Origin of the sequence: Amycolatopsis panacis, assembly GCF_003600245.1 — a bacterium.
Classification (GTDB): domain Bacteria; phylum Actinomycetota; class Actinomycetes; order Mycobacteriales; family Pseudonocardiaceae; genus Amycolatopsis; species Amycolatopsis sulphurea.
Map to the genome: position 1 here is coordinate 151,019 of NZ_QZFV01000120.1, position 25,289 is coordinate 176,307.

29 protein-coding genes and 1 pseudogene are annotated in these 25,289 nt (G+C 68.7%); 15 read left to right on the top strand and 15 right to left on the bottom strand.

Annotated elements, in window-relative coordinates:
• Window positions 1–133: 133 nt before the first annotated feature.
• Window positions 134–928 carry an enoyl-CoA hydratase-related protein gene (locus D5S19_RS26225; RefSeq protein WP_120026080.1) on the top strand — a complete coding sequence of 265 codons (795 nt, stop codon included), beginning with the start codon at window positions 134–136 and terminating at the stop codon, window positions 926–928.
• A 1,130-nt stretch (window positions 929–2,058) separates the two neighbouring features.
• On the opposite strand, the gene D5S19_RS26230 is transcribed toward D5S19_RS26225, so the two are convergent.
• From D5S19_RS26230 to D5S19_RS26245, 4 genes are all read right to left on the bottom strand, one after another.
• Window positions 2,059–2,631, bottom strand: coding sequence for a DNA-3-methyladenine glycosylase I (locus D5S19_RS26230; protein WP_120026040.1), 573 nt, complete (start codon window positions 2,629–2,631; stop codon window positions 2,059–2,061).
• Window positions 2,628–3,086: an SRPBCC family protein gene (locus tag D5S19_RS26235; RefSeq protein ID WP_120026041.1), complete on the bottom strand. Its 459-nt coding sequence runs from the start codon at window positions 3,084–3,086 to the stop codon at window positions 2,628–2,630. The genes D5S19_RS26230 and D5S19_RS26235 overlap by 4 nt, the downstream gene beginning before the upstream one ends.
• Window positions 3,079–3,402, bottom strand: a complete 324-nt coding sequence (locus tag D5S19_RS26240; protein ID WP_120026042.1) for a DivIVA domain-containing protein — start codon at window positions 3,400–3,402, stop codon at window positions 3,079–3,081. Before D5S19_RS26240 ends, D5S19_RS26235 begins: the two co-directional genes overlap by 8 nt.
• Window positions 3,403–3,729: 327 nt before the next feature.
• Window positions 3,730–4,638, bottom strand: coding sequence for a glucosyl-3-phosphoglycerate synthase (locus tag D5S19_RS26245; protein WP_120026043.1), 909 nt, complete (start codon window positions 4,636–4,638; stop codon window positions 3,730–3,732).
• A 54-nt stretch (window positions 4,639–4,692) separates the two neighbouring features.
• Here D5S19_RS26245 and D5S19_RS26250 point away from each other — a divergent pair, with 54 nt between their 5' ends.
• Together D5S19_RS26250 and D5S19_RS26255 are read left to right on the top strand one after the other, a co-directional pair.
• Window positions 4,693–5,367, top strand: coding sequence for a lysophospholipid acyltransferase family protein (locus D5S19_RS26250; RefSeq protein ID WP_120026044.1), 675 nt, complete (start codon window positions 4,693–4,695; stop codon window positions 5,365–5,367).
• A gap of 14 nt (window positions 5,368–5,381) precedes the next feature.
• On the top strand, window positions 5,382–5,996 hold the full coding sequence (locus D5S19_RS26255) for a dihydrofolate reductase family protein (protein WP_120026045.1): 615 nt from the start codon (window positions 5,382–5,384) through the stop codon (window positions 5,994–5,996).
• Here D5S19_RS26255 and D5S19_RS26260 read toward each other — a convergent pair whose 3' ends face one another.
• From D5S19_RS26260 to dapE, 3 genes are all read right to left on the bottom strand, one after another.
• A complete protein-coding gene (locus D5S19_RS26260) occupies window positions 5,997–6,536 on the bottom strand; it encodes an LOG family protein (RefSeq protein ID WP_120026081.1) in 540 nt (179 codons plus the stop codon).
• A complete protein-coding gene (locus tag D5S19_RS26265; RefSeq protein ID WP_098511268.1) occupies window positions 6,533–7,318 on the bottom strand; it encodes an LOG family protein in 786 nt (261 codons plus the stop codon). Before D5S19_RS26265 ends, D5S19_RS26260 begins: the two co-directional genes overlap by 4 nt.
• A gap of 532 nt (window positions 7,319–7,850) precedes the next feature.
• A complete protein-coding gene (gene dapE, locus D5S19_RS26270) occupies window positions 7,851–8,924 on the bottom strand; it encodes a succinyl-diaminopimelate desuccinylase (protein WP_120026046.1) in 1,074 nt (357 codons plus the stop codon).
• A 43-nt stretch (window positions 8,925–8,967) separates the two neighbouring features.
• Here dapE and D5S19_RS26275 point away from each other — a divergent pair, with 43 nt between their 5' ends.
• The 3 genes from D5S19_RS26275 (at window position 8,968) to D5S19_RS26285 (ending at window position 11,520) form a co-directional block, all read left to right on the top strand.
• Window positions 8,968–9,408: a hypothetical protein gene (locus D5S19_RS26275; RefSeq protein WP_233574175.1), complete on the top strand. Its 441-nt coding sequence runs from the start codon at window positions 8,968–8,970 to the stop codon at window positions 9,406–9,408.
• A 29-nt stretch (window positions 9,409–9,437) separates the two neighbouring features.
• Window positions 9,438–10,418 carry a 2,3,4,5-tetrahydropyridine-2,6-dicarboxylate N-succinyltransferase gene (gene dapD / locus D5S19_RS26280; protein ID WP_120026083.1) on the top strand — a complete coding sequence of 327 codons (981 nt, stop codon included), beginning with the start codon at window positions 9,438–9,440 and terminating at the stop codon, window positions 10,416–10,418.
• Window positions 10,419–10,548: 130 nt separating this feature from the next.
• A complete protein-coding gene (locus D5S19_RS26285; RefSeq protein ID WP_120026084.1) occupies window positions 10,549–11,520 on the top strand; it encodes a CHAD domain-containing protein in 972 nt (323 codons plus the stop codon).
• Window positions 11,521–11,608: 88 nt separating this feature from the next.
• Here the strand turns inward: D5S19_RS26285 and dapC are convergent, their stop codons facing one another.
• The 3 genes from dapC to D5S19_RS32590 form a co-directional block, all read right to left on the bottom strand.
• Window positions 11,609–12,697, bottom strand: coding sequence for a succinyldiaminopimelate transaminase (dapC, locus tag D5S19_RS26290; RefSeq protein WP_120026047.1), 1,089 nt, complete (start codon window positions 12,695–12,697; stop codon window positions 11,609–11,611).
• Window positions 12,694–13,014 (bottom strand): ferredoxin, encoded by a 321-nt coding sequence (gene fdxA / locus D5S19_RS26295; protein ID WP_033293324.1) that lies wholly within the window; start codon window positions 13,012–13,014, stop codon window positions 12,694–12,696. Before fdxA ends, dapC begins: the two co-directional genes overlap by 4 nt.
• 124 nt (window positions 13,015–13,138) lie before the next feature.
• Window positions 13,139–13,312 carry a hypothetical protein gene (locus D5S19_RS32590; protein WP_199730711.1) on the bottom strand — a complete coding sequence of 58 codons (174 nt, stop codon included), beginning with the start codon at window positions 13,310–13,312 and terminating at the stop codon, window positions 13,139–13,141.
• Window positions 13,313–13,359: 47 nt separating this feature from the next.
• Between D5S19_RS32590 and D5S19_RS26300 the strand changes: the two genes are divergently transcribed.
• From D5S19_RS26300 to D5S19_RS26320, 5 genes are read left to right on the top strand one after another with little or no spacing between them, the layout of a single operon-like run.
• Window positions 13,360–14,109 (top strand): GNAT family N-acetyltransferase, encoded by a 750-nt coding sequence (locus tag D5S19_RS26300; RefSeq protein WP_120026048.1) that lies wholly within the window; start codon window positions 13,360–13,362, stop codon window positions 14,107–14,109.
• Window positions 14,106–15,098: a 2-phospho-L-lactate transferase gene (gene cofD, locus D5S19_RS26305; RefSeq protein ID WP_120026085.1), complete on the top strand. Its 993-nt coding sequence runs from the start codon at window positions 14,106–14,108 to the stop codon at window positions 15,096–15,098. Before D5S19_RS26300 ends, cofD begins: the two co-directional genes overlap by 4 nt.
• On the top strand, window positions 15,034–16,431 hold the full coding sequence (locus D5S19_RS26310; RefSeq protein ID WP_120026049.1) for a coenzyme F420-0:L-glutamate ligase: 1,398 nt from the start codon (window positions 15,034–15,036) through the stop codon (window positions 16,429–16,431). The genes cofD and D5S19_RS26310 overlap by 65 nt, the downstream gene beginning before the upstream one ends.
• Window positions 16,428–16,961 carry an NUDIX hydrolase gene (locus D5S19_RS26315; RefSeq protein WP_120026050.1) on the top strand — a complete coding sequence of 178 codons (534 nt, stop codon included), beginning with the start codon at window positions 16,428–16,430 and terminating at the stop codon, window positions 16,959–16,961. The genes D5S19_RS26310 and D5S19_RS26315 overlap by 4 nt, the downstream gene beginning before the upstream one ends.
• Window positions 16,958–17,311 (top strand): GntR family transcriptional regulator, encoded by a 354-nt coding sequence (locus D5S19_RS26320; RefSeq protein WP_120026051.1) that lies wholly within the window; start codon window positions 16,958–16,960, stop codon window positions 17,309–17,311. The genes D5S19_RS26315 and D5S19_RS26320 overlap by 4 nt, the downstream gene beginning before the upstream one ends.
• 167 nt (window positions 17,312–17,478) lie before the next feature.
• Here D5S19_RS26320 and D5S19_RS26325 read toward each other — a convergent pair whose 3' ends face one another.
• Window positions 17,479–18,252 (bottom strand): helix-turn-helix domain-containing protein, encoded by a 774-nt coding sequence (locus tag D5S19_RS26325; protein WP_120026052.1) that lies wholly within the window; start codon window positions 18,250–18,252, stop codon window positions 17,479–17,481.
• A 57-nt stretch (window positions 18,253–18,309) separates the two neighbouring features.
• Window positions 18,310–18,918 carry a DUF3558 domain-containing protein gene (locus D5S19_RS26330; RefSeq protein WP_120026053.1) on the bottom strand — a complete coding sequence of 203 codons (609 nt, stop codon included), beginning with the start codon at window positions 18,916–18,918 and terminating at the stop codon, window positions 18,310–18,312.
• A 659-nt stretch (window positions 18,919–19,577) separates the two neighbouring features.
• Between D5S19_RS26330 and D5S19_RS26340 the strand changes: the two genes are divergently transcribed.
• Window positions 19,578–20,597, top strand: coding sequence for a hypothetical protein (locus D5S19_RS26340; RefSeq protein WP_120026054.1), 1,020 nt, complete (start codon window positions 19,578–19,580; stop codon window positions 20,595–20,597).
• On the opposite strand, the gene D5S19_RS26345 is transcribed toward D5S19_RS26340, so the two are convergent.
• Complete coding sequence (locus D5S19_RS26345) at window positions 20,535–21,272, bottom strand: 1-aminocyclopropane-1-carboxylate deaminase/D-cysteine desulfhydrase (protein WP_233574177.1); 738 nt, start codon at window positions 21,270–21,272, stop codon at window positions 20,535–20,537. The genes D5S19_RS26340 and D5S19_RS26345 overlap by 63 nt on opposite strands.
• Before the next feature lie 524 nt (window positions 21,273–21,796).
• Here D5S19_RS26345 and D5S19_RS26350 point away from each other — a divergent pair.
• A complete protein-coding gene (locus tag D5S19_RS26350; protein ID WP_147397513.1) occupies window positions 21,797–22,015 on the top strand; it encodes a hypothetical protein in 219 nt (72 codons plus the stop codon).
• Between the two features lie 197 nt (window positions 22,016–22,212).
• Here the strand turns inward: D5S19_RS26350 and D5S19_RS26355 are convergent, their stop codons facing one another.
• Both D5S19_RS26355 and D5S19_RS26360 read right to left on the bottom strand, forming a co-directional pair.
• Window positions 22,213–22,851 carry a hypothetical protein gene (locus D5S19_RS26355; RefSeq protein ID WP_120026056.1) on the bottom strand — a complete coding sequence of 213 codons (639 nt, stop codon included), beginning with the start codon at window positions 22,849–22,851 and terminating at the stop codon, window positions 22,213–22,215.
• Complete coding sequence (locus D5S19_RS26360) at window positions 22,829–23,326, bottom strand: DUF6545 domain-containing protein (RefSeq protein WP_120026057.1); 498 nt, start codon at window positions 23,324–23,326, stop codon at window positions 22,829–22,831. Before D5S19_RS26360 ends, D5S19_RS26355 begins: the two co-directional genes overlap by 23 nt.
• 184 nt (window positions 23,327–23,510) lie before the next feature.
• Between D5S19_RS26360 and D5S19_RS34335 the strand changes: the two are divergent.
• Both D5S19_RS34335 and D5S19_RS26375 read left to right on the top strand, forming a co-directional pair.
• A pseudogene (locus D5S19_RS34335) lies at window positions 23,511–24,884 on the top strand (IS701 family transposase).
• Window positions 24,885–25,091: 207 nt separating this feature from the next.
• A partial coding sequence (locus D5S19_RS26375) for a hypothetical protein (RefSeq protein WP_199730712.1) occupies window positions 25,092–25,289 on the top strand: 198 nt, incomplete at its 3' end.

A 25,289-nucleotide genomic window follows, 5' to 3' on the forward strand; every position in this document is an offset into this window, starting at 1 on the left:
CACAGCCGGGGTACTCGACGTCTCGATACAGCCCGGCGCCCCATTGTTTCGGGCTACGCTGCCGTCCGGAGCGATCGACGGCGACGCGAAGGTCGGCGTCGACTACCTGGAGTTGCAGTACCTGGAGGCATGCGTGACCACATCCGACGTCCTGCTGACCGCCGATGCCGACGGCGTGCGCACGCTGACCTTGAACCGGCCGCAGGCGTACAACTCGCTGACGGTCGAACTCAAGGAACGACTGCTCGCCGAACTGCAGGCAGCCGCCGACGATGCGGAGGTGCGGGCGGTCGTGCTCACCGGTTCGGGGAAGGCGTTCTGCGCCGGCCAGGACCTCAAGGAGCACGTCGGACTGCTGCAATCGGGCGATCCGGCACCACTGAACACCGTGCGGAACCACTACAACCCGATCACCCGCGCGATCGTCGGGATGTCGAAGCCGGTCATCGCCGCCGTCAACGGCACCGCGGCCGGAGCCGGGGCTGCCTTCGCCTACGCGAGCGACCTGCGGATCGCGGCGGAGTCGTCGTCGTTCCTGATGGCCTTCGCTAACGTCGGCCTCGGCCCCGACTCGGGCGCGTCGTGGACACTGCAGCGACTGATCGGTTACGGCCGCGCCGCCGAGCTGATGCTGCTGGCGCGCACCGTCGACTCCGCCGAGGCGCTGCGCATCGGCCTGGTCGGCGAGGTCGTACCGGACGAGGACCTGGCCGCCCGGGCCCACGCGATCGCCGCGAAACTCGCCGCCGGCCCGACGGTGGCCTACACGAAGATCAAGCAGGTTTTGAACGTATCCGCGCAGTCGTCCCTGGAGGAGGCCCTGGAAGCGGAAAACGCCGCCCAGACCATCCTGGGCAAGACCGCTGACCACGCCGAAGCCGTCGAAGCCTTCGTCACCAAACGTAAACCGGCCTTCCGGGGCGAATAACGTCGTCAAGGTCCCCTTCACTACGCGAAATGTGCGTGGTGAAGGGGACCTTCAGTGCATTCCCCGGCATGGACGGGACCTTCACGCCCGACCCGCGGGGCGAAAGTGACCCTCGCTCCACCCTACGGAGCGAGGGCGACTTTCGCCCCCGGCCCACGGAGTGGGAGTGACTTTCGCGCCAGGTTCGTTCTTCGCGATGCGAAAGGCACCACCGCAGCACACCGAGTGCCAGGGTTCCGGCAAAGCCGGTGTAGAGGTCCGTGAAGGGACCCTTCACGGACTCTGAGTCTGTGAAGGGTCCCTTCACAGACCCGAAACCGGTCCGGCGCACGCCACGAGGTGGTCGCACACACCTCCGCATCGCCCACTGCCGGGTCCCCGACCAACTTTGCCGACACCCTGACATCGAGTGCCGTGAAGGGGACCTTCACGGAATCTGAGTCCGTGAAGGGACCCTTCACACCAGCGGCCGCGGGGCGACTGGGACCGTCACACCTGGTTCCGCGGAGTGAAGGGGACCTTCATGCCACGGCCCGCGAAGCGAAGCGAAGCGATGGCGACTTTCGCCGCCGAGGTTCACGCTGCGAGTGGGACTCTCGCGACGCGGGAACAGCCACGATGGCCGTCCGCCGAAGCGCGAGCCGTACGAAGGAAGCAGCCGCAAGAGTGGTCGGGCAGAAGGCGAACGTACGAAAGCAGCTCCGAAGACGCTCAGTTAAAGCACACAGAGCGGAAGCAGCCCGAAGCCCTCCGGCCAGAGCACACAGCGCGGAAGCGCCCGGAGGCCGTGAGCCAGCACGCGAAGCGCGGAAACAGCCCCCGAATCAGCCAGAGCGCGCAGTGCAGAACCAACTCCGAAAGCCGTCAGCAAGAGCGCGCAGTGCGGAACCAACCTCCGAAAGCCGTCAGCAAGAGCGCGCAGTGCGGAACCAACCTCCGAAAGCCGTCAGCAAGAGCGCGCAGCGCAGAAACAACCCCAAAGGACATCATCAGCCAGAGCGCACAGCGTGGAAGCATCAGACCGACGGTTCAGCAAGAACACGCAGCGCGGAACAGCCCCGAAAACAGTCAGCCAGGCGGTACAACCCCGCAGGCCTCAGAGGGCACAGCATGGGAGCCCCGAAGACCCGTCAGCCGGCACGCGCAGCGCGGAAGCAACCCCGAAGGTGGTCGTCAACCATGCCAGTGGCCTGCATGAGGGCGTAGCAGGTGGTCGGGCCGAGAAAGGAGAAACCGCGCTTCTTCAGGTCCTTCGCCATCGCCGTCGACTCGTCCGTGACGGCGGGAACGTCGGCCAGTGTGCGGGGGCGGCGGTGTTTCCTCGGGGCGAATGACCACAGCAGCTCGTCCAGCGGACGGTCCAGGTCGGCGATGGCGCGTGCGTTGTTGACTGCCGCCTCGATCTTCGCGCGGTTGCGGACGATGGACGCGTCCTGCATCAGTCTCGTCACGTCCGCCTCGGTGAAGCGGGCGACTCTCGCCGGGGCGAAGCCGCGAAACGCCTTCCGGAAGTTCTCGCGTTTGCGGAGGATGGTGATCCACGACAGGCCGGACTGGAACGACTCCAGGCACAGCCGTTCGTACAACTCCGGCTCACCGTGCAGCGGAACGCCCCACTCCTCATCGTGGTAGGCCGCGTAATCCGGCGTGGAGTTGCCCCACGGGCAGCGCGCCACGCCGTCGTCGCCGAGCAGGTCGTTCACTGTTGTTCCCCCATCGAGTAGTTCTCCGCGAACCGGGCGAACTGCCGCAACGACTGCCGCACCCCGAGCGCGAACGCCGGCCGCACGACCGGCCAGCCTGCCCGGCCCACGACCCCGAACGGCAGCGTCAGATGCTCCGCCCAGACGAACGTGCACTGCGCGGCCCCCTTCGCCACCACCTGGAAGGTTCCGGTGCCCCGCACAATCCTGCCGAGGTGACGCACGGTGCACCGCAGCGGCGGCTCCCACGAAGTGATCTCCATCGTGTCGGTGAACCCGACACCGGCGATCCCGGTGAACGCGGCGAGCTTCGAGCCCACGCTGCGCCCGTTGCCCGCCAGCACCCGCACCGACGTGCCGAGCATCCACTCGCCTTGGCGGGCCCAGTCGGTCAGGGCCAGCCAAGTGGTACCGGCCGGCGCCGCGACGTCGACCGACAGGACCAGGTCACTCACCCGCGGGCCTCCGGTGCGCTCCCTCGGACCGCGCCGCCTCCAGCCGGGCGACCTGCGCGCGCAGGTCGTCCAGTTCACCGCCGAGCCTGCGCAGCACCCAGTCCACTTCGGACATCTTGTAGCCGCGCAGCACCAGCTGGAACCGCACCTGGCGCACGTCGTCACCATTGATGTCCTCGGCGGGCAGCCGGGTGGGCGAACTGCCGGGCGGCAGCGGGGCCAGCTCCTCGCCCCGGCCGAACACCACCGCGGCCAGCAGGAACACGACGGCGGCCACCAGCAGCATGACTACGAGGTAGATCAGCGCGGTCGTCACCGCACGATCGTGGCACACGACCCCGTCCGCCGTCGCACGCGCACGCCCGGTCGGTGTCGCTTACGCCCGCCCAGTCGGCGTCGCACCGAACCCGGGTAGTCCGTGAAGGGACCCTTCACGGACTCTGAGTCTGTCAAGGGTCCCTTCACGGACTCTGGTCCGCCTCGCCACGTTGCGTGCGTACGCCGGGTCCGCATGAGGCGTGGGCCGTGTCGCCGCGTGGTCACGCCCACGGTCCGCAAAGAGCCCACACGCAGCACGTCCCGCACTTACGCCTCAACGCACCCGCCCGGCAACGCACACCGGGCGGTCCACTTCGGACTCGGCTCACCCGTGTGGTCGTGTGGCGCGTACCTGCCGCATCGGGGGGCGGTCGGCCAGCGGCACCTCGGTCACGTCCGGTAGCCATTCGCCGGACACCTGCACGAACTGGGTGAACCGGGCGCTGTCGGTGTCCGGCATCCCAGAACGGGCCAGCGCGGTGCCGAGGATCTGCCGGGCCATCACGCCCAGTTGCAGCAGGGAGCGGTTACGGTGCTTGCGCACGCCGAGGTTGACCTGCGCGAGCGCGTCCAGGCCGTAGCGGGCTTCGGCGTCCAGCAGCAGGCCGATCTCCACGCCGTAACCGCCGGCGAACGGCACCGACTCGAAGAACTCCCTGGTACCGGCGTACTCCCCGCCCAGTGGTTGCACCAGCTCGGCCAGCGCCGGGCGCAGCGCCGACAGCACCGGGCGGGCCAGCAGCTCGGTCACCCGGCCGCCGCCGGTGCTCTCCAGCCGCAGCGGACGGCGGTAGAAGCCCTTCACCAGGTGCACGCCCGGTTCGGTGAGCACCGGCCCGAGCAGCGAGGGCACGAAGGACGGGTCCGGGTCGACGAGGTCGGAGTCCAGGAACACCAGCACGTCCCCGGTGGTCGCGGCCAGGGAGCGCCACAGCACCTCGCCCTTGCCGGGCCGTGGCGGCAGTTCGGGCAGGACGTCCTCGCGCCGCACCACACGCGCGCCCGCGGCGGCGGCCACTTCGACGGTGGCGTCGGTCGAGCCCGAGTCGGCCACCACGATCTCGTCGACGGCGGTGCCGAGCAACGGGCGCACCGAACCGACCACCTCGGCAACGGTCCGCTCCTCGTTCAACGCCGGCAGCACCACCGAAACCGTGCGGCCACGCTTGGCCGCGACGATGTCGGCGACGCTCCATCCGGGTTCCTGCCATGTACGGCGGTCGAACCAGTTCATGGCGGCGATCGTGCCATGCTGGACGCAGTGCCCGGTCCACCGGAAGGAGACCCCTTGCTGTCCCTGCTCGTCCGCTTCGTGCTCGGCCCGCTGGTCCGGCTGCTGTACCGGCCACGCGTCGAGGGCGTGGAGAACGTGCCCGAGCACGGCCCGGTCCTGATCGCGGCCAATCACCGGGCGGCGCTGGACACCGGCGTGATCACGTTCACCACCCCGCGGAAGGTGCGGTTCCTCGGCAAGGCGGAGTACTTCACCGGCAAGGGCCTGAAGGGCCGGTTCATCGCGAAGTCGCTCGACGCGCTCGGGTACGTGCCGGTGGAGCGTGGCAACGCGCAGGCCGGGCTGGCCGCGCTGGAGGCCGGCCGCAAGGTGCTGGACGACGGCGGCGTCTTCGCGATCTACCCGGAGGGCACCCGTTCACTGGACGGCAGGCTGCACCGCGGCCACACGGGCGTCGCGGCGCTCGCCCTGTCCACCGGTGCGAAAGTGGTCCCGGTCGCGCTCTTCGGCACCGAGGGCATCCAGCCCAACGGCGCCCGGATCCCGCGCCTGGCGAAGATCCGCGTGCAGTTCGGCGCCCCGCTCGACTTTTCGCGCTACGAAGGACAGGACGCCTCGTCGGCGATCCGCCGTTCGGTGACCGACGAGATCATGTACGCGATTCTCGAGCTGTCGGGCCAGGAGTACGTGGACACCTATCACAAGCGGCCGGACGAGAAGTCCGCCTAACCCGAGGAGTATCCGTGGGCGCGGTCATCCTGCACAGTGTGGTGTCGGTGGACGGCTTCATCGCCGATGAGAACGACGCCGTCGGGCCGCTCCACGAGTGGTATTTCGCCGGGGACACCCCGATCATCCCGCCGCCGGACGATCAGCGGTACGACCATTCCGGCACCGGGAGCGGTTTCCGGGTGTCGAGCGCGTCGGCCGGCTACGTCCGGGAGATGTGGGAGTCGATCGGCACGATCGTGATGGGCCGCACCCTGTTCGACCTGGTGAACGGCTGGGAGGGACAGCCGCCCGCCGGAGACCACGTCGTGGTGGTGTCGCACCGGCCCAAGCCGGCGGGCTGGCACCCGGAGGCGTCGTACCACTTCGTCGACGGGGTGCCCGCCGCGCTCGCCATGGCCAAAGAACTCGCCGGGAAACGCACCGTCGCGGTGAACGCGGGCGAGGTGGGCGGCCAGGCTCTCGCGGCCGGGTTCGTCGACGAAGTGGCGATGGACGTGGTGCCCGTGGTGTTCGGGTCGGGCAAACGCTACTTCGGCGGCATCCAGGGGCAGCACCTGCTGGCCGACCCGCACGTGGTCATCCAGGGCGAAGGCGTGCTGCACCTGAAGTTCAAGGTGCGGCGCTGATCACTGCGCGACGAGCTGGTCCAGCAGCTTCACCGCGTCCGCACCCACCGTCAGCAGGCCGCGGGTTTCCGTACGCAGGAAGCCTTCCTCGACCATGTGATCGGCGAACGCGACCAGCTGCCCGTAGTACCCGCCGACGTCCAGCAGCCCGATCGGCTTGCGGTGCAACCCGAGCTGCGCCCAGGTCCACACCTCGAACAGCTCCTCCAGCGTGCCCACCCCGCCCGGCAGCGCGAGGAAAGCGTCGGACAGCTCGGCCATCTTCGCCTTGCGCTGATGCATATCGGGCACGACGTACAGCTCGGTGAGCCCGCCGTGTGCGATTTCCACACTGGACAGCACTTCCGGGATCACGCCGTGCACTTCGCCGCCCGCGGCGAGCGCGGCGTCGGCCACCACGCCCATGATGCCCACGCTCGCGCCGCCGTAGACCAGCCCGATACCGCGCTGTGCCAGCAGTTTGCCCACCCCGGCCGCGGCTTCGGCGTACTCCGGGGACAGCCCGGTGGACGAACCGCAGAACACGCAGATCCGCATCAGTGCGAGTCCTCCCAGGCCTGGTAGGAGTCCTGGACCACGCGGACCGCGTCGTCGATGTCGTCGGTGAGGTGCAGCAGCTGCAGGTCCTTCTCGCCGATCTTGCCGCCCTCGAGCACGGAGTTGGCGATCCAGTCGTAGAGTCCGCCCCAGTACTCGGTGCCGAACAGCACCACCGGGAACTTGGTGACCTTCTTCGTCTGCACCAGGGTGAGCGCCTCGAACAGCTCGTCCAGCGTGCCGAACCCGCCGGGCAGGCAGATGAAGGCCTGCGAGTACTTGATGAACATGGTCTTGCGGGCGAAGAAGTACCGGAAGTTCACGCCGAGGTCGACCCACGGATTCAAGCCCTGCTCGAAGGGCAGCTCGATGCCGAGCCCGACGGAGAAGCCGCCCGCCTCGGCCGCGCCGCGGTTCACCGCCTCCATCGCACCCGGCCCGCCGCCGGTCATCACCGCGAACCCGGCCGCGGCGAGCGCCCCGCCGATCTTGCGGCCCAGCTCGTACTCCGGGTTGTCCCGTTTGGTCCGCGCGGAGCCGAACACGGTCACCGCGCGCGGCACCTCGGCCAGCGCGCCGAAGCCCTCCACGAACTCGGCCTGGATGCGCAGCACCCGCCACGGGTCGGTGTGCACCCAGTCGCTCGGCCCGCGCGAATCGAGCAACCGCTGGTCGGTGGTACTGCCCTGGTCACGACGGTCGCGCCGGAGCACCACCGGGCCCCGGTGCCGCTCCACCGGACGCTCGGGGTACTGGCCGTCGGGGAACTCAGACTGTTCACTCACCAGCCAAGCCTACGGGCCGGGGTGACCACCCGGCCGCCCGCGTCGGCACCACAGCGTGACGGCTCGATGACCCGGATGTGAACTTCCGGGCTGCCGGAGCGTCGCCGTCGCGACATCGGGGTTCCGGCTCGCCCGTGCGGCTGACCGATCCGGCTTCCCTGCACACGCGTGCCTGGATGCTCGGGCGTCTGCCGCGGTCCGGCGCGGAGGAACGCCGGGGAAGTCGTCGGCCTGAAGGAGAGCCTGGAGAGATGCCGTGAGCCGATCGGGCCGATTGACCCTCCGATAGTGGTCTGGACCACTATGCTTCACGTCGTCTCGCGGGTCCATCGATGCCATCCGGGCGATTCTCCGGAACCTCACACGACTGTTTCTCTTTTCACAATACCGTACACGTACGGCAACTCCAGAAAAAGCTACAACTGTCACGACGCTCGCGCCGGAGGCGTCACGGAATCGGTACGAGGCGGGCGGGTCCGAAGGCGGCTTTTCCTTTCCCTGCAAGAGGTCTCCAGCCTTCCCTGCCCCCCGGTCACGCCAGGAACGTGCGCAGTGTCGCCGCGACCTGCCGGATCTCCGCCATACGCACGTTTTCCTGCTGAGTATGCGCGAGCGTCGGGTCGCCGGGGCCGAGGTTGACCGCGGGCATGCCCAGCGCGGCGAAGCGGGCCACGTCCGTCCACCCCAGCTTCGCCGCCACCCGGCCGCCCGCCGCAGCGACCAGCTCGGCGGCGGCCGGTGCGGACAACCCGGGCAGCGCGGCGGGCGAAAGGTCCACAAGGGACACATCGAACCCGTCGAAAACCTCGCGCACGTGTGCTTCGGCCTGATCCGTGCCGCGGTCCGGGGCGAACCGGTGATTCACCGTCAGCACGGCCGCGTCCGGCACCACGTTGCCGGCTACGCCACCGGAGATCCCGGTGGCCTGCAGGCCTTCGCGGTAGGTGAGGCCGTCGATGTCGACGACCCGCGGGGAGTACTCGGCCAGGCGGCGCAGCGGTTCGGCCAGTGCGTGGATCGCGTTCCGGCCCATCCACGCGCGCGCGGTGTGCGCCCGGGCGCCGCTGGTGCGCACCTCGACCCGGAGCGTGCCCTGACAGCCCGCCTCGATCACGCCGTTCGACGGTTCGCCGACGATCGCCAGGTCACCGGCCAGCCAGTCGGGCAGCTCGCGTTCGATCCGGCCGAGGCCGTTGCGCGTGGCCTCGACTTCCTCGTTGTCGTAGAAGACGAACGTGATGTCGTGCTTCGGCTCCGGCAGAGTGGCGGCCAGGTGCAGGAACACCGCGTCGCCGCCCTTCATGTCCACCGTGCCGAGTCCGTGCAGCACCTCTTCGTCGCCGGTGCCGGTACGCCGGGAAGGCAGGTTCCCGTTTTCCGGCACGGTGTCGAGGTGGCCTGCCAGCACCACGCGGGACGCGCGGCCCAGGTTCGTCCGGGCGAGCACCGCGTCGCCGTTGCGGATCACTTCGAGGTGCGGCGCCTGCTCGGTGAGCGCGGCCTGCACCGCGTCCGCCAGCTTCGTTTCCTGGCCGGAGACGCTGAACACGTCGACGAGAGCGGCAGTGAGGTCGGCGGGGTCGGCGCGCAGGTCGAGCAAGGTCATACCGGCACCGTACCCAGGCCGGACGGGGGCTACCGTGAGGGATGTGCGCACGCGAAGCTCTCTGATCGCTCTGGGCGTCCTGTCCCTCGTCCTGACCGGCTGCAGCCAGGAGGCGGGCCCCACCCCCGGCCCGAACCCCGGCACGCCCGGCCCGGACGCCCTGCCGATCAAGCTCGACGCGCTTTCCGCCGACGCCTGCTACTCCAGCCCGCAGACGCAGCGGCCGAGCGGCTGTGAGAAGTACGTCACGGAGGTCGGCGGCACCGCGGGCTCGGTCCATGCGCGCGCACAGGCGGGCAAGACCGTCGACCGCCCGCTCGACGGCGAGGCCACCGCGCTCGACCAGGCGGTCAGCGCGTTTCGCGGGGCCGGATGCACCACCGTGCCCTCGCCGGGCGGCGCGTGCACGAAGGCGCTCACGGACATCGCGACCACCATCGCCGCGGTGAAAAAGCAGGTGAACCAGCAGGCCGCCACGGGCTGAGGCGGCGCGGCTCGGCTACCGTGACCGGCGTGAGCGAGCAGATCCCTGACCCCGAAAAGACCGGCGCCGTCGGCGTCGGGCTGGCCACCGTGACGTCCGACGGCACGGTGCTGGACACCTGGTACCCACAGCCGAAGTTGACCGACGCGGGCGCTTCCGGCACCGAACGGCTGACCGCGGAACAGACAGCGGAGCTGCTCGGCGACGCTGCTGCCGCGCTGCTGGGACCGGACACCGACCGTGGCGTCGAGGTCGTCGCGGTACGCGTCACGATCGGCAACCTGGCCACGGCACCCGCCGACGCGCACGACGTGTACCTGCGGCTGCACCTGCTCTCGCACCGGCTCGTCCGGCCGCACGGGCAGAGTCTCGACGGCGTCTTCGGCCTGCTGGCCAACGTCGTGTGGACCAATCACGGCCCGTGCCCGGTCGAAGGCTTCGAACAGACCCGCCTGCGGCTGCGTTCCCGCGGCGCGGTGACCGTGTACAGCATCGACAAGTTCCCGCGCATGGTCGACTACGTGACGCCCAGCGGCGTACGCATCGCCGACGCAGACCGTGCGCGTCTGGGCGCCCACCTGGCCGCCGGCACGACGGTGATGCACGAAGGCTTCGTGAACTACAACGCCGGCACCCTTGGCGCTTCGATGGTCGAAGGCCGCATCTCGGCGGGCGTGACGGTCGGTGACGGCAGCGACGTCGGCGGCGGCGCTTCGATCATGGGCACGCTCTCCGGCGGCGGCACCGAGGTGATCTCCGTCGGCGAGCGCTGCCTGATCGGCGCGAACGGCGGCATCGGCATCTCCCTCGGTGACGACTCCGTGGTCGAAGCCGGTCTGTACGTGACCTCCGGGACGAAGGTGGAGGTCGACGGCAAGACGGTGAAGGCCCGTGAGATCTCGGGTATCTCGGGTGCGGTGTTCCGCCGCAACTCCGCGACCGGCGCCGTCGAGGTCGTCCCGCGGGCCGGGGTGGGCATTGAGCTGAACGCCGCTCTGCACGCCAACTGAACGACCTGACCGACGTGCTGTGAAGGGTCCCTTCACGGACTCTGAGTCCGTGAAGGGACCCTTCACAACGTTCGGGGCAGCGGTGAGGAAGGGCTCGGCGGCCCGCGTTCGTTCACCTAGTATTCATGTGGTGACCACCTCATCCCGGAGAAACGGTCGAGTGCAGCCGACCGATCCGGCCGCGCTCGGGCTCGCCGTCGTGCCGAAGAAGGCCGCGCCTGGTGCGCCTGCGGCGACGCACGTCCGCGTCAAGCTGGATCATGAGCTGCGGAAGCTGGTCGCACGGGAGGCGGGCACCCGGACCGGCACCGATCCCGAGGATCTGCACCAGATGCGGGTCGCCGTGCGGCGGATGCGCAGTGTGCTCAAGTCGTCCGGGCCGTTGCTGGGTCCCGACGGTGAGCAGGTCCACCGCGAGCTGGGCTGGCTGGGCCAATCGCTCGGCGAAGTACGCGATTACGACGTGCTGATCGGTCACCTCCGCGAAGTGGTGCGCACGTTCGAGGTCCGCGACCAATCGGCCGGACGAAGGCTGGTGTCAGTGTTCGCCGCCGAGCGCGGGATCGCTCGCCGCCGGCTCACCCGCGCGCTGTCCGACGCGCGCTACACGACGCTGCTGCACGAAATCGCTCAGCTCACGCACGTCCCGGAGCACGAGAACACCGCGGTCCCGGCTGCCGGGACCGGACCGGTCGCCGACCTCCGCAAGCCGTATCGGAAGCTCGCCAAGGCCGTCCGCGCCCTGCCCGCCGATCCCCCGGACGACGATCTGCACGCGTTGCGCATCCGCGGCAAGAAGCTCCGCTACACCGCCGAACTGGCCCGATCGACGGCGAAAAAGAAGGACGCCGCGAAATTCACCGAACTGATCAAGGCCACGCGCAAATTCCAGACCGTGCTCGGTGATCACCAGGACGCCGTGGTGGCCGCGGAAAAGGTGCGCGCCGCCCTCGGGAAGGCGGACGCCGAGGTGGGCTTCGTCGCCGGCCGCATCGCCGAGCACGAGCTGGCCAAACGGGCCGAGGCACGAGCCGCCTGGCCGCAGCTGTGGGAGCGGATCCAGAAGGCTGCCGACGCCGTCGGCGCAAGCACCAAACCCTGACGCGATAACCGGCGACACCACGAAGGCTCGGTCTGTGAAGGGACCCTTCACAGCCTCAGACGCCGTGAAGGGACCCTTCACGGCCCCGTCAAGAAGCGCTCAGCCGCTCCGCGGCCGCGTCGATCCGCTCGTCGGTGGCGGTCAGGCCGACCCGGACGTGCGAGCCGCCCGACGGGCCGTAGAAGGTGCCGGGGGCGACCAGGATGCCGCGGTCGGCCAGCCAGTCGACGGTGCTCAGCGAGGGCTCGCCGCGGCTGGCCCACAGGTACAGCCCGGCTTCCGAGTGCGAGATCTCGAAACCGCTGTCCTGCAACGCCTTCCGCAGAACCAGCCGACGCCGCCGGTAACGCTCGCGCTGGAGCGCGAGGGCCTCGTCGTCGGTCAGCGCGGTGACCATCGCCTGCTGCACCGGCCGGGGCACGATCATGCCGGCGTGCTTGCGCATGTCCAGCAGCCGTTTGACCAGCTTCGGATCACCGGTCACGAACCCGGCGCGATACCCGGCCAGGTTCGCCGATTTGGACAGCGAGTGCACCGCGAGCAGGCCGTCGGTCTGTCCACCGTGGACGGACGGGTGCAGCACGGACACCGGCTCGGCCTCCCAGCCGAGCGAGAGGTAGCACTCGTCGGACACCACGATCGTGCCGCGCTCGCGCGCCCATTCGACCACCTTGCGCAGGTGCTCGACGCCGAGGACCCGACCGGTCGGGTTCGACGGGGAGTTGAGCCAGAACAGCGCCGGACGGCGCGGGCCGAGCTGGGTCAGCCCGTCCGCGCGCAGCATCTCGGCCCCGGCGAGCAGCGCGCCCACCTCGTAGGTCGGATAGGCCAGCTCCGGGATCACCACGGTGTCGCCCGGCCCGAGACCGAGCAGCCGCGGCAGCCAGGCCACCGCCTCCTTGGACCCGATGGTCGGCAGCACCGCGTCGGGCTCCACGCCGGTGACGCCGTAGCGGCGCCCGAGCGCCTCGACCGCGGTCGTGCGCAGCTCGGGCGTGCCGTGCGTGGCCGGGTAACCCGGCAGGTCCGAAACGCTCGCGAGCGCTGCGCGGATGCTGTCGGGGACCGGGTCCACCGGCGTGCCGATGGACAGGTCCACGAGGCCGCCCGGGTGCTGCTGCGCGCGGGCCTTGACCCCGGCCAGCGAGTCCCAGGGAAAGTCCGGCAGCCGGGTCATTCGCCCTGCGGGGGCAAGGCCTTGATGAACGACGGGTCGTGCGCGGTCTTGCCGACCTTGGACGCGCCACCCGGGGAGCCCAGCTCGTCGAAGAAGTCGACGTTCGCCTTGGTGTAGTCGGACCAGTTGTCCGGCACGTCGTCCTCGTAGTAGATGGCCTCGACCGGACAGACCGGCTCGCAGGCACCGCAGTCCACACACTCGTCCGGGTGGATGTACAACATCCGCTCGCCCTCGTAGATGCAGTCCACGGGGCACTCGTCGATACACGCCTTGTCGAGCACGTCGACGCAGGGCTCGGCGATCACGTAGGTCACTGCGGTCTCCTGCTTTTCTGCTGCTGGGCCTTCTCTGCTGCGGACATTACGCGCTTCCCGCACCCCCGGTGCCGGTTAGGCGACCCTTATTCCGGCCGCCGGACCAGCCGGGAATCCGGGCCGCTCAGCGCTCCCGGCGCCGGGGTTTCGGGGCGTCGCGGGCATCGCCGGTGATGGTGAACCCGGGCGCGGCGGGCTTGCCGTCCTCGCGTTTCTCCTTCAGCGTCCGGTTGAAGCCGTCGGCGATCTCGTCGACCAGATCGTCGTTGTGCCGGTCGTCCTTGCGCGCGTAACTCATCGGTTCTCCTGCGGAATGGGCGCACCCTCTTCAGTCACAATCTAACCGTGGATGCCGGCGAAAAGCTCGAAATCGTCTGTTCGAGGGCATGGCCCCCGCTGGCCGAGGAGCCGCTCGGGCAGTGGCGGCTGCGCTGGGCGGACGGCTTCACCGGCCGCGCGAACAGCGCACTCGCCGTCGGCGACCCCGGAATGCCCGTCCCGGAGGCGCTCGGAGCGGTGTGTGAGTTCGCCCACGCCCGGTCCATCAGGCCCGCCGTTCAGGTCGTGGAGGACAGCGCGCTGGAGCGGGCAGTGGCCGCCCAGGGCTGGGTCGAGCAGGTCGGGCACGCGGCCGGGCACCGGGTGACCGTGCAAACCGGCCCGCTGCCTTCGGGTCCGGCTCCGGCCGCCGAGGTTCTCGACGAGCCCACGCCGCAGTGGTGGGAGCTGACCGCTGGTTCGCGGTACCCGAGCGCAGCCGAACGTCACGTGCTGACCACCGGAAAGGTGGGCTACGGAGTGGTCACCTCAGGTGGCGTCACCGCGGGTGCCGTCCGCGGGGCGGTCGTGGACGGCTGGCTGCACGTCGCGCGGCTCGCCGTGCGACCGGACTTCCGGCGGCGCGGTCTGGCCGCCACGGTGCTGCACGCGCTCGCCGCGTGGGGCCGAGCGCAGGGCGCAACGCAGTGGGTGCTTCAGGTAGCGCTCGGCAATGCCGGAGCGCTCGCGCTGTACTCCGCGCTCGGCTGTTCGGAGCACCACAGATACCGGTACTGGGTCCCTGGACCGGATACGTGCAAGGATCCGCAGTCGTGAAGACCGTCGTACTGGCCGGCGGAGTGGGCGGCGCCCGGTTCCTGCTCGGCGTCAAGACCGCACTCGGGCTGCCCGCGATCGGCGCCGGGGACTCCCCGCACGAGATCACCGCGCTGGTCAACACCGGGGACGACGTGTGGATGCACGGCCTGCGCATCTGCCCCGACCTGGACACCTGCATGTACACCCTCGGCGGCGGCATCGATCCCGCGCGCGGCTGGGGGCATGCCGGCGAGACCTGGGTGGTCAAGGAGGAGCTGGCCGCGTACGGGGCCGAGCCGACCTGGTTCGGGCTCGGCGACAAGGATCTCGCCACGCATCTGATCCGGTCGCGGATGCTGCGCGCGGGTTACCCGCTCTCCGCGGTCACCGAGGCGCTGTGCGACCGCTGGCAGCCCGGCGTGCGGCTGCTGCCGATGTCCGACGACCGGGTCGAAACACACGTGGTGATCGACGATCCGGACCAACCGGAGCAACAGAAGGCCATCCACTTCCAGGAGTGGTGGGTGCGCTATCAGGCGGAACTGCCCGCGCATTCGATCGTCTCGGTCGGCAACGACGAGGCCAAGCCCGGCCCCGGGGTGCTCGAAGCAGTGGCCGACGCCGACGTGGTGCTGTTCGCGCCGTCCAATCCGGTGGTCTCGGTGGGCACCACGCTCGGCGTGCCCGGGATCCGGGACGCGCTGCGGAAATCGTCCGCGAAGGTGGTCGGGTTCTCGCCGATCATCGGTGGCAAGGCCCTGCGCGGGATGGCGGACGCCTGCCTCACCGCGATCGGTGTGGAGACCTCCGCGGAAGCCGTCGGACGCCATTACGGCGCGCGGTCCGAAGGCGGTGTGCTGGACGGCTGGCTCGTCGCGCCGGAGGACGCGGGCGTCACGGTGCCGGGCGCGGCGGTGCGCGCCGTGCCCCTGCTTATGTCCGATGTGGACGCAACTGCGGCGATGGTCCGCGCAGCCCTCGACCTGGCGGGAGTTTCCATTGACTGACCACGCCTCCGCGAAGATCGAGCTGCTCCCGGTCACCGGGTTGCCGGAGTTCCGCCCGGGCGACGATCTGACCGGCGCGATCGTGACCGCCGCGCCGTGGCTGCGTTCCGGGGACGTGGTCGTGGTGACCAGCAAGGCCTTCTCCAAGGTCGAGGGCAGGCTCGTCCGCGTGCCCAGCGATCCCGAGGCCCGCGACGCGGCCCGGCGCGAACTGATCGAGCAGGAGTCGGTACGGGTGGTGGCCCGGATCTCGCGCACGCTGATCACCGAGAACCGGCTGGGCATCGTGCAGGCCGCGGCCGGGATCGACGCGTCGAACGTGCGCCACGACGAGGTGGCGCTGCTGCCCGCCGATCCGGATGCCTCGGCGCTCGCGCTGCGCAACGGATTGCGCGAACGGCTGGGCGTCGAGGTCGCCGTGGTGGTCACCGACACCATGGGCCGGGCTTGGCGGGTAGGGCAGACCGACACCGCGATCGGCGCATCCGGGCTGCGCGTGCTGCACGGGTACGCCGGGCAGATCGACGTGCAGGGCAACGAACTCGCGGTCACCCAGGTCGCGGTGGCCGACGAGCTGGCCGCGGCGGCGGACCTGGTGAAGGGCAAGCTCGGCGGGGTGCCGGTGGCCGTGGTGCGTGGGCTGGACATCGTCGACGACGGCTCGTGCGCGCGGGACCTGATCCGTTCCGGCGAAGTGGATCTGTTCCGGCTCGGCACCAACGAATCGATCGCGCAGGGCCGCCGCGAGGCCGTGCCGAACCGGCGTTCGGTGCGGCAGTTCAGCGAGGAACCGGTGGATCCGGCGGCGCTGCGGCGAGCGGTCGCCTCTGCGTTGACCGCGCCCGCGCCGCACCACACGCATCCGGTGCGGTTCCTCTGGCTGCGCGACCACGGGCTGCGGCGGAAGCTGCTCGACGCGATGCGCGAGGCGTGGCAGGCGGACCTCGCCGGCGACGGGTTCACTCCCGAACAGATCGCGAAACGGTTGTCCCGCGGGGATATTCTCTACCGCGCGCCGGAACTGGTGATCCCGTTCCTGGTGCCGGAAGGCGCGCACACCTACCGCGACGAGCGGCGGAACGGGCACGAGCACACGATGTTCACCGTCGCCGCGGGCGCCGCGGTGCAGGGCCTGCTCGTCGCGCTCGCCGCCGAAGACCTCGGCTCGTGCTGGATCGGGTCGACGATCTTCGCCGCCGACCTCGTGCGGTCCACGCTCGGCCTGGACGAGCAGTGGGAACCGCTGGGTTCGGTCGCGATCGGATATCCGGCAGGCGACCCGCCGCCCGCACGCGGACCGTTGACCACCGGGGAAGGACTGATCGAGCTGTGACACTGCATGACTCCGCCATTTCCGCGCTGTCAGCGTGGAATCCCGCTCCAGCTTCGCAAGAATCGTTGCGACAGGCGTTTCTCGGCTTTCTCGCGTCGCGTACGGACACCTGTCAACGCGCATGCGAGGCCGGGCACCTCACCGCGTCCGCCGTGGTCCTCGACTCGACCGGCAAGCAGGTGCTGCTCACGCTCCATCCGCGGGTAGGCCGGTGGCTGCAGCTGGGCGGGCACTGCGAACCGGCCGACACTTCCCTGGCCGAAGCCGCGCTGCGGGAGGCGACCGAGGAGTCGGGCATTGCCGGGCTGACCATCGGCGAGACGCCGGTGCACCTCGACGTCCACCCGATCACCTGCTCGCTGGGCGTGCCGACGCGGCATTTCGACGTGCGATACGTCCTGCATGCCCCGCCCGGCGCGGAACCCGTGCGCAGCGAGGAATCCGACGACCTGCGCTGGTGGCCGGTCGACGCGCTGCCCGCCGGTTCGGAGGATCTGACCGAGCTGATGCAGGCGGCCGTCGGGCGATGAGCATCAGTTACGACAGCGCGTCGCCGGTCCCGCCGTTCGAGCAGGTGCGTTCCGCGTTGGCCACGCAGATCAACGACGGCACGCTGGCCGTCGGCACGAAGCTGCCGACCGTACGTGCGCTGGCTGCTGAGCTGGGCATCGCTCCGAATACGGTGGCCCGCGCCTACCGTGAGCTGGAGGAGGCGGGCCTCCTGGAAACCCGTGGCCGCGCAGGCACTTTCGTCGGCTCCACCGGCGATGAGACCCTTGCCCGAGCCCGTACCGCGGCCCAGGAGTACGCGGCGATCACCCGGCGCCTCGGGCTCTCGGCGACACAGGCGCTGGCCATCGCCGAAGCCGCGCTGCGGTGAATCGCGGTGGCGGGTCTGTGAAGGGACCCTTCACGGACTCTGCGGCTGTGAAGGGTCCCTTCACAGCTTTGGTGGTGCTGCGTGGCCGCGCTGGTTCGGTTGAGCGGTGTGCTAGTGGGTGTATGTGACGGTGGCGTCGCCGATGGTCATGGCGGATTCGGTGGGTGTCATGGCGATGTTGTCGAGCCGGTCGATGATGTCGCGGTGCTCGCCGTGGTCGTCGGGCAGGAAGGTTCCGGCGTTGCGGTGGGAGACGTAGGCGACGGCCGCGGCGGGGTGGTGTAGAGGGTGAAGGGGCCGGACCGGCCGGGGTGCTCACCGATGTCGTCGGGCACGACACGCACGATCGTCCCGGCAGCGGGGACGATCAGCATGTCCAGCTGTCGGCGCATGATCTCCGGTGTGCCGACAACATTGGTGAGGGCTGCGGCACCGATGAACGCGGTGACCGGGGTAGCGCCCGGGCCGTGGATGATGTTGCCGCTTTCCGTGCGCAGCGCCACCAGCTCCCGGCCGCCCTCAGTGTCGATGCCTTGCGCCGCGAGCGCGGCCAGGGTGTAGTCCGGGATCTGCAGCAGGTCCGGGATCTGCAAGGGATGCCACACGTGGATCTTGGTCGCGAGTATTTCGCAGTCCCTCAGCGCGGCGAGATGGTCACGGTTGCTGAGATTGCCGGGCAGGATCAACCCCGGACCGGTGAGGCGGGCCAGGTGCAGGATCCGCCGCTTCTCCTCACCCGTGACACCCAGCGCGCCGAGGATCCCGGCCACGTCGTCACGTTTCGGTGTGCGTTGCCCGAGTTCCCAGTTCGATACCAACGCGGGGTTCACTCCGACCCGCCGCGCCAGTTCCCGGATCCCGAAATGCGCGTCCCTCCGGGCGGTGCGTAAGGCGATACCCAGCAACCGGTTCCGGAACGCACCTCTGGCCGTGGTTCCCACGTGCTCTACCCTTCAATTAGTCGTTGTCGTGGATGGGAAGTACTGGGTGGTTCCATCTCAGTGCCCCGCTTTCGCGGTGAGCGTGGTGACCACCTGGTCGGCGGCGATGGCTGCCAGGCCGCAGGCGTCGGTTTTGCCGGCGTCGTGGTCGCCGAGGCTGAGCCCGATCTGGACATCGAGGGTGTCGGCGAGCCCGACCGCGAGATGGCAGTCCCGGGTTTTCGGTCCTGGCCGGGTGTCGTAGGCCACCGCAGGGAAACCCTGGATGGGCGGAAGCACGTCGAACCGTCTCATCTGGGACTTGACCTGCTTGTAGATGACGCTCAGGCCTTCGTGTTGCAGAGTCGTGAAATATGCCATCAGCATTGGCCCGCCGTCGCCGTCGTACCAGCGGCATACCGGGCCGAGAGCACCGTCGTCGACTTTTCCGGGGACCCCGGGCCCAACGTCGTCAAGGATCTGTTTCGGGCTCAGCGCGTCACACGGACTGCCCGACAACACCGAATCCGGCAACGGATGCACGACCTTCGGCGCGCCGCCATACGGCGGCACCGACCTGGACAGCACGGAACTGCCCGTCGGAACCGGAATACTGGGAGTGACGGTGCTCGAACAAGCGGCAAGCACCATCGCCGAGACGAGCACAATGAAGGGCGCGCGGAACATCAGGACCTCCCTTGTCGAGTGCGCGGATGCAGCCCTGGATGGCTCGGCCGAACCTCGTAACCGAGCTGCCGCCGCTGCCGCACGTCGCAATACGGGCACTGCGTCGGCACACCTCTCGCTGAACGCTCCTCTATCGACGCGTACTCGACCACCGCAGCTACCCCATGCGGGCGCCCCACCCCATCAATCACCGTGCGGAACGCCGCCGGGTCGATGCAGATCCGCAGAGTCACGACAGAACCTCGCACGAGCAGACCGGGTGCCACTCAGCTACGGCTTGCACGGATGGGTCAATGTCGCCGCGCTCGTGCCGTTGCGGGCAGACGGTGTCCGTCGAGTACCACTGGATCAGCCACCGCATCATTGAATGCTCGCTTCCTGCGTAGGCGATTCGGTTGCAAGGGGCAGCACCCGGGGTCCGGGGACGACGGCAAAGCTTCAGAGTGCGAAGCAGGGTGACCTACCGGTGGTGGCAGGACGACCAGATCGACCCAGCGTCGGGTGCCCATCGACTACAAAACCGCAGGTCAACGCCGCAAACCACCCTGCCCGACCGTGATCTTGAGGAACAATTCATCCCTGTTCAACAGGGAGGAATTCTGAAATACTGGTGGGTGGGTATCGTCCGTGCGATTCACCGGTGACAGGGAGGGAATGTCATGGCCACCGCGATCCGGAGCGTTCGCCAGGAACAACGGCAATTATCGGCCGAACTGCGGGCCGAGGCCAAGACCTGGGTTGAGATCGCATTCGTCTTTACCGAGCGCTACCGCATCAACATGCGCACAGCTTTGCGACTGGCTCGGGGGTGGAGTCAGAGGGAGGCGGCCGAGCAGTGGAACGCCCGCTGGCCTGCAGATCCCAAGACATTCAAGAACTTCTCCTACTGGGAGCTGTGGCCCGCCGACACCGGCCACGCACCGTCCCTGGAGGTCCTGGGGAAGCTGGCCGAACTGTACGAGTGTCGCGTAGCGGATCTTGTCAGCGACGGCGCCGACTTCCGTCCCTCCGACACTGCTCACCGCCATCACCAGCAACTGGCAGCGCTCGGGGGAGCGGCGGATGACAACGTGATGCGTGACTTCGTAGCCCGGCTCGACCACGTCGACGTACACGAGCTGGCGCAGATGGCGACAGCGTGGGCTCGGGGCGGCGGCACCAGTCGCCGGTCGCTGCTACTCAAGATCAGCGCGGCGCTGTCGCTCGCCTCGGCCAGCCCGGCCCTCGCCGACAGCGCTGAAGCAAAAGAACTGCCGTCAACGGCGACTGTCGACGGCGACCTGTCCGGTATCTGGCACAGCCGGTACCGCTACACCAGCACGGGCAGAGCCAAGACATTTGAGAGTGAGCATTACGTTCTGCTGCGACATGTCGATGATCGGCTATCCGGCGAGAGCCTGCCCGTCAACAACGGCTCGCGGTTACGGCTTGACTTGCTGACCAATGGATCAGTTGTCACCGGCACATGGTCGGAACGGACATCGCCGGGCGGTTACTACCGGGGTTCCGTGTATCACGGCGCACTTCAGCTTGTCCTCGATCCGATGGGCAAGACCATGCGTGGCAAGTGGATTGGATTCGACCGCGAGTTCAATGTCGACAGTGACATCTGGGAGCTAGACTGGATACGCGAGAACACCGGCAAAAAGGCGCAGCGCGCGTATCACTTTAAAGCATAGTCCATTCGCGGCACAAATCTGCATTCGGAACGGTCCCGAGAATATGCGATCGAATAGGCCATACATCATCTTGGCCTCGTGCACCCAGTCGAGCGTGATGCCCTGTTGTGACTTGAACCCGGCAATGAACGCGTCCAGCTCCGGTGTCCGCTTGGCGTACCCGCCGAAATGGCAGCCGTAGTCGATGGCCCAATTGTCGATCTCACGGCCCAAAGCTTCGCGCTGAAGCCGCTGCACCTCATCATCGAGGAACCGCCCACCCTTGAGCACAGCGAAGCCCAACGCGCGCCTGCTGCCGGTCAGCCCAGCCGCGATGCCGGCCAAGGTGGTGCCGGTGCCACACGCACAGCAGATGACGTCGAACTCCGGCTCGATCTCGCCCGGCAGTTCAGCACAGCCACGCACGCCTGGCCCGTTGCTGCCGCCCTCGGGGACGACGTAACAGGGACCGAACTGGTCCGCTAACTTCGCCGGCACCTCCGGTTCGGTCTTGCGTCGATAGGTTGCGCGATCCAAGTAAGTCAGCCGCATGCCACGGCTAGCGGCATACGCCAACGAATCGTTCAGCGGCCGGTGCTCCTCGCCCCGCACCACCCCGATGGTCTCGAAATCGTAGAAATGACCGGCTGCGGCTACCGCCCGAATGTGGTTGGAATAGGCGCCACCGAAGGTCAACAGCCGAGAGTGGCCCCGAGCCCCGTGCCGCCGCCAAGTTGTACTTGAGCTTGCGCCACTTGTTGCCAGGAACCTCGGGGTGGATCAGGTCGTCCCGCTTGAAGTAAAGCCTGATCCCGTGCAGTGCCAAACGGTCGTCGTGCAATTCGACCAGCGGTGAGGGCACAGCGAGAGCAAGCCTGCGCGGGTCCGGCTCACTCATGGTCGCCCGATGAGCGTAGCTGGTGCCTATGAGCGTGTATTGCGAGCGGCCAATGCAGGGCAAGTTCCTCCTGGCTGACGCAGGCCCGCTCCCGCCGCGCACGGACGCGCACACCAAGCCGCAGTGTCGCACGTAGCGCCCTCGCTGTCGGTGATTGACCTGCCCTCGGCCGCAAGGCCCGTAGGACGTCGAATCGCGCGGTCAGCTGTGGTTCTCGGCGTACGGGAGCCTGCGCCGGAATAGCCCCCGCAGCGCCGAGGTGCTGGCCCGCGACGGACTCAAGACCGACGCACGGCAGGCTTTCGCGTCGGCCGACCGGTTGGTGACCCAACTGCCCGACAGCTCGGACGAGCTACCCGCGTCCGCGTACTGGTATGTGCCTTCGTTCTTCCACGGGCAGCGCGCGTTCGTCCTGCATGCCCTCGGCGACGACAAGCACGCTGCCCGGGTCGCGAGGGAAGCCATCGCGGCGATGCCCGCAGCGTGGCGCGAGGCCGAGTGGGCGGGTCGCCGCGCGAGACTGGCCCTGCTGGACATGTGACGAGACCCAGCCGCCGCCAAGGACACTCCCGCTGACTGCCGCCCCACTACTGCGGCTACCCAGTCTGTTGCGGCGACAACACTAGGACGGAAATCGGCGCGGCTGGTGAAGCTTCCAACTTGCCGCTGCCGTCGACCTCGACGAATCGAAGAATGAGCATCATCCTTCTGCTGCCACGAGGTGATGCACGTCCCTCGCTACGCCAGCGCCGCCGCGAGCACGAGGTATCCGCCGCCGCCGATCACTACGCCCGCCACGGTCCCGGTCGTGACCTCCGCGACGGTGTGGTCCTTGAGTTCGACACGGGACCAGCAAACCCAAGCGACAGCAAGGAAAAGCAGCGCGAACCATGGGCTGTAGGTCTTCATCAGGACCACGACCGCGCCTGCTGCGACCATGGCGTGCATCGAGATCTTGAACTTCAGGCCGAAGGTCACAGCTAACGCTGCAACCAGGCTGGCGAGTTCCGCAGCGGCCAACGCGATCATCTCGCGCGGGGCGCCGCCGACGAGCAGCACGACGAATCCGACGCCAAGGGAGCCGATACATGCCGCGAACGGGACGAGCCGACCTGCACGGTTGGTGACGTGGTGGCTGTCCCACTTGCCTTTCCTCGCGCCACGGACGATGACAGCCATGGGGATCAGGGACCCGGTTACCCCGACGACAAGCCCCCACAGAAGGGCTTGGCCGACGTGGTGTCCGGTGACCTGCCAGGCGACGATCAGCGGGAGCCCGAGTACCCATACCCAGGGTGCCAAGGCTTCGGTCGCGAACCGGGCGATGCGCTGCCGGTTACTGGCGGGGGCCGTCTCAGCGGGCAGGGTCGACGGCATGGCGGCGGGGCTCCTCGGTCTTCGCGGTGGTGGTCAGGTGGCTGTAGGCGGCGGCGACGGAGGCGTACCACGCGGCTTCGTCGCGGTAGTCCTGCGTGCCAGGAGTGGTGAACACTACCGGCCTGTTCGGGTTGACCGGTTCTGTGCTGATCAGTGCTGTGGCGATGGTTACGGCCTGCGCGGTGGCTGCGGTGTCAGGGGCCGCGCCGTGGCCGGCCTTCTGCTCGGCGGAGGCCAGTGCGGCGGCGTGAACCGCTGGGTCCAGGTAGGGCTGAAGCGGGCCGATCAACACGTCGTTGATCTCGGTCAGTCTCTGGCGGATCCGGTCGGTGATATCGGTGCGGTATGGCGACCGGGTGCCGAACTTGACTTCGGGTGCAAACGCGGTGAGGTCGCGCCAGAGCGGTTCGAGCTGTCGGTACTGGCAGCGCATCCGGTTGCGTGGGCCGAGAGCGGGGATGGTGGCGCCTGCCATGAGCAGCAGGATGCCGCTGCTGGTCAGCAGTCCGGCGGCAACCCCGTTGACGGTGTGCGCAGCGGCCGAGTTGATGCCGAGCGCCAGGGCTAGTACGGCAGCCGCACTTGGTTGATCTTGGCTGGTCAGGGCGTTGGGGTGACCCTGTTGATCGTGAGGGCAGCCGCCTCAGGATCATCATGTTGTGACGCAAGAGAATCGTGAGGCGGCTGTGGCTGCCATGGTAGAGGGTGAGCGGGCGGTGGCGAACCTGGGTGTGCTGCACGAGAGGCTGCGGCGGTGGTTCGCGCGGGTAGAGCCGTTCGCGCAGGCCAGGAAGTACATGACCGGGTTGGTGGGTGATCTGCCGCGGAAGAACGCGTGGACCATCGCCGAGTACGCGGGTGACCGCACGCCGGATCGGATGCAGCGGCTGCTCAATCACGCGGTCTGGGACCACGATCAGGCTCAGGGTGTAGTGCGGCGGTTCGTGGTTGAGGCGTTGGAGGACCAGCCATTGCGAGTGGGGGCGCTGGACGAGTCCGGTCAGGAGAAGCAGGGCGACACGACGGCCGGCGCGAAACGGCAGTACATGGGCTGCGCCGGGCGGGTCGCCAATGGAGTGAACACGGTCTACTGCTCGTACGCGACTGCGGGCGGGCACGCGCTGGTCGGTGCTCGTATCTATATGCCCGAGGAGCAGCTCGCCGATGCTGGACGCCGTGCGGCGCTGGGCGTGCCCGACGATGTGGAGTTCGCGACCAAACCGCAGTTGGCGGCCGATATTCTCGCCGAGATGATCGCCGATGCGACGATCCCGCCGTGGATCGCCGGTGATGAGGTTTACGGCCGTTCCGGGAAACTCCGCACGTTCTTGGAGGACAACGGGATCGGGTACGTGATGCGGGTCGGGTGCGCCTTCACCCTCGAGGTCACGCCCGATCAGCGGATGCGCGCGGATGCCGCCGTTGCCGCGCATCTGGCCCGGCGCAAGCACCGGCGGCGGTGGCAGATCTGCTCGGTGACCGGCTCCAAGGGCGAACGCGCCTAGGCGTGGGCGTGGCTGGCCACGACCAGTCCGCAGCATTTTCTGTTGATCCGCAAGCATCTTCGCACCGGTGAGCTGGCCTACCACTACTGCTACGTCCCGCCTGGGCGGCCGGTCACGCTGATGGTCCTGGTTCGGGTGGCCTGCCTGCGCTGGCCGGTCGAGGAGGGTTTCGAGTTCGGCAAGGACCACTTCGGGCTCGACCATTCTCAGGCCCGGCTCTACACTGCGCTGCTGCGGCATATCGTGCTGGCCCTGGCCGCGCTCGCGGTCTGCGCGGTCACCGCCGCCCAAGCCAAAACCCGCGCGCCAGCACCGATCCTGCCCACCACACCCGACCAGCAGCCACCCGCCGATCCCGGCCTGATCGCGTTCACCGTCGCCGAAATCAAACGACTCCTCATCCTGGCCACCCGCCGGCTCCTGCCCGAAACCCACCACCTGCACTGGATCTGGTGGCGCCGACGCCACCAAGCCCGCGCACGCTGGTACCACCACCGCACCCGACTACGCCGTGACCAGCAAACATAACCCAACCGGCAAGTGCTGCTGCCGTAGTAGTGAGGTCATCCTCGGACCGCCGAGGTGGGTGGCCGGTTTGGGCTGGTCAGGTGCCGGTTCCGGCGTGTGTGGGAAGCGGTCCGAGGCTGACCTCAGGGGTCGCGGCTGCGCCGCGAGGGTGCTGGCCGGTGCGGCGGGAAGCCCGAGCAGGGCATGCTCGGTGTCGAGGTGGTTGTCATGCCGCAGCGGGTCGTGACCGTGACCGATATTCTGGATGGGCATGTCGCCCTGGATATCCAGTGCCTGGACCGGATCTATCTCAACGCCTATGTGCCGAGGTTGCAGACCTCAGCGCAGGTGGTCGCGTTCCTCGCCGATCATCTGGGGTATCCGTTTCCGTCTCCGGCGTTGTTCAAACAGATCGGCGACCGGTTC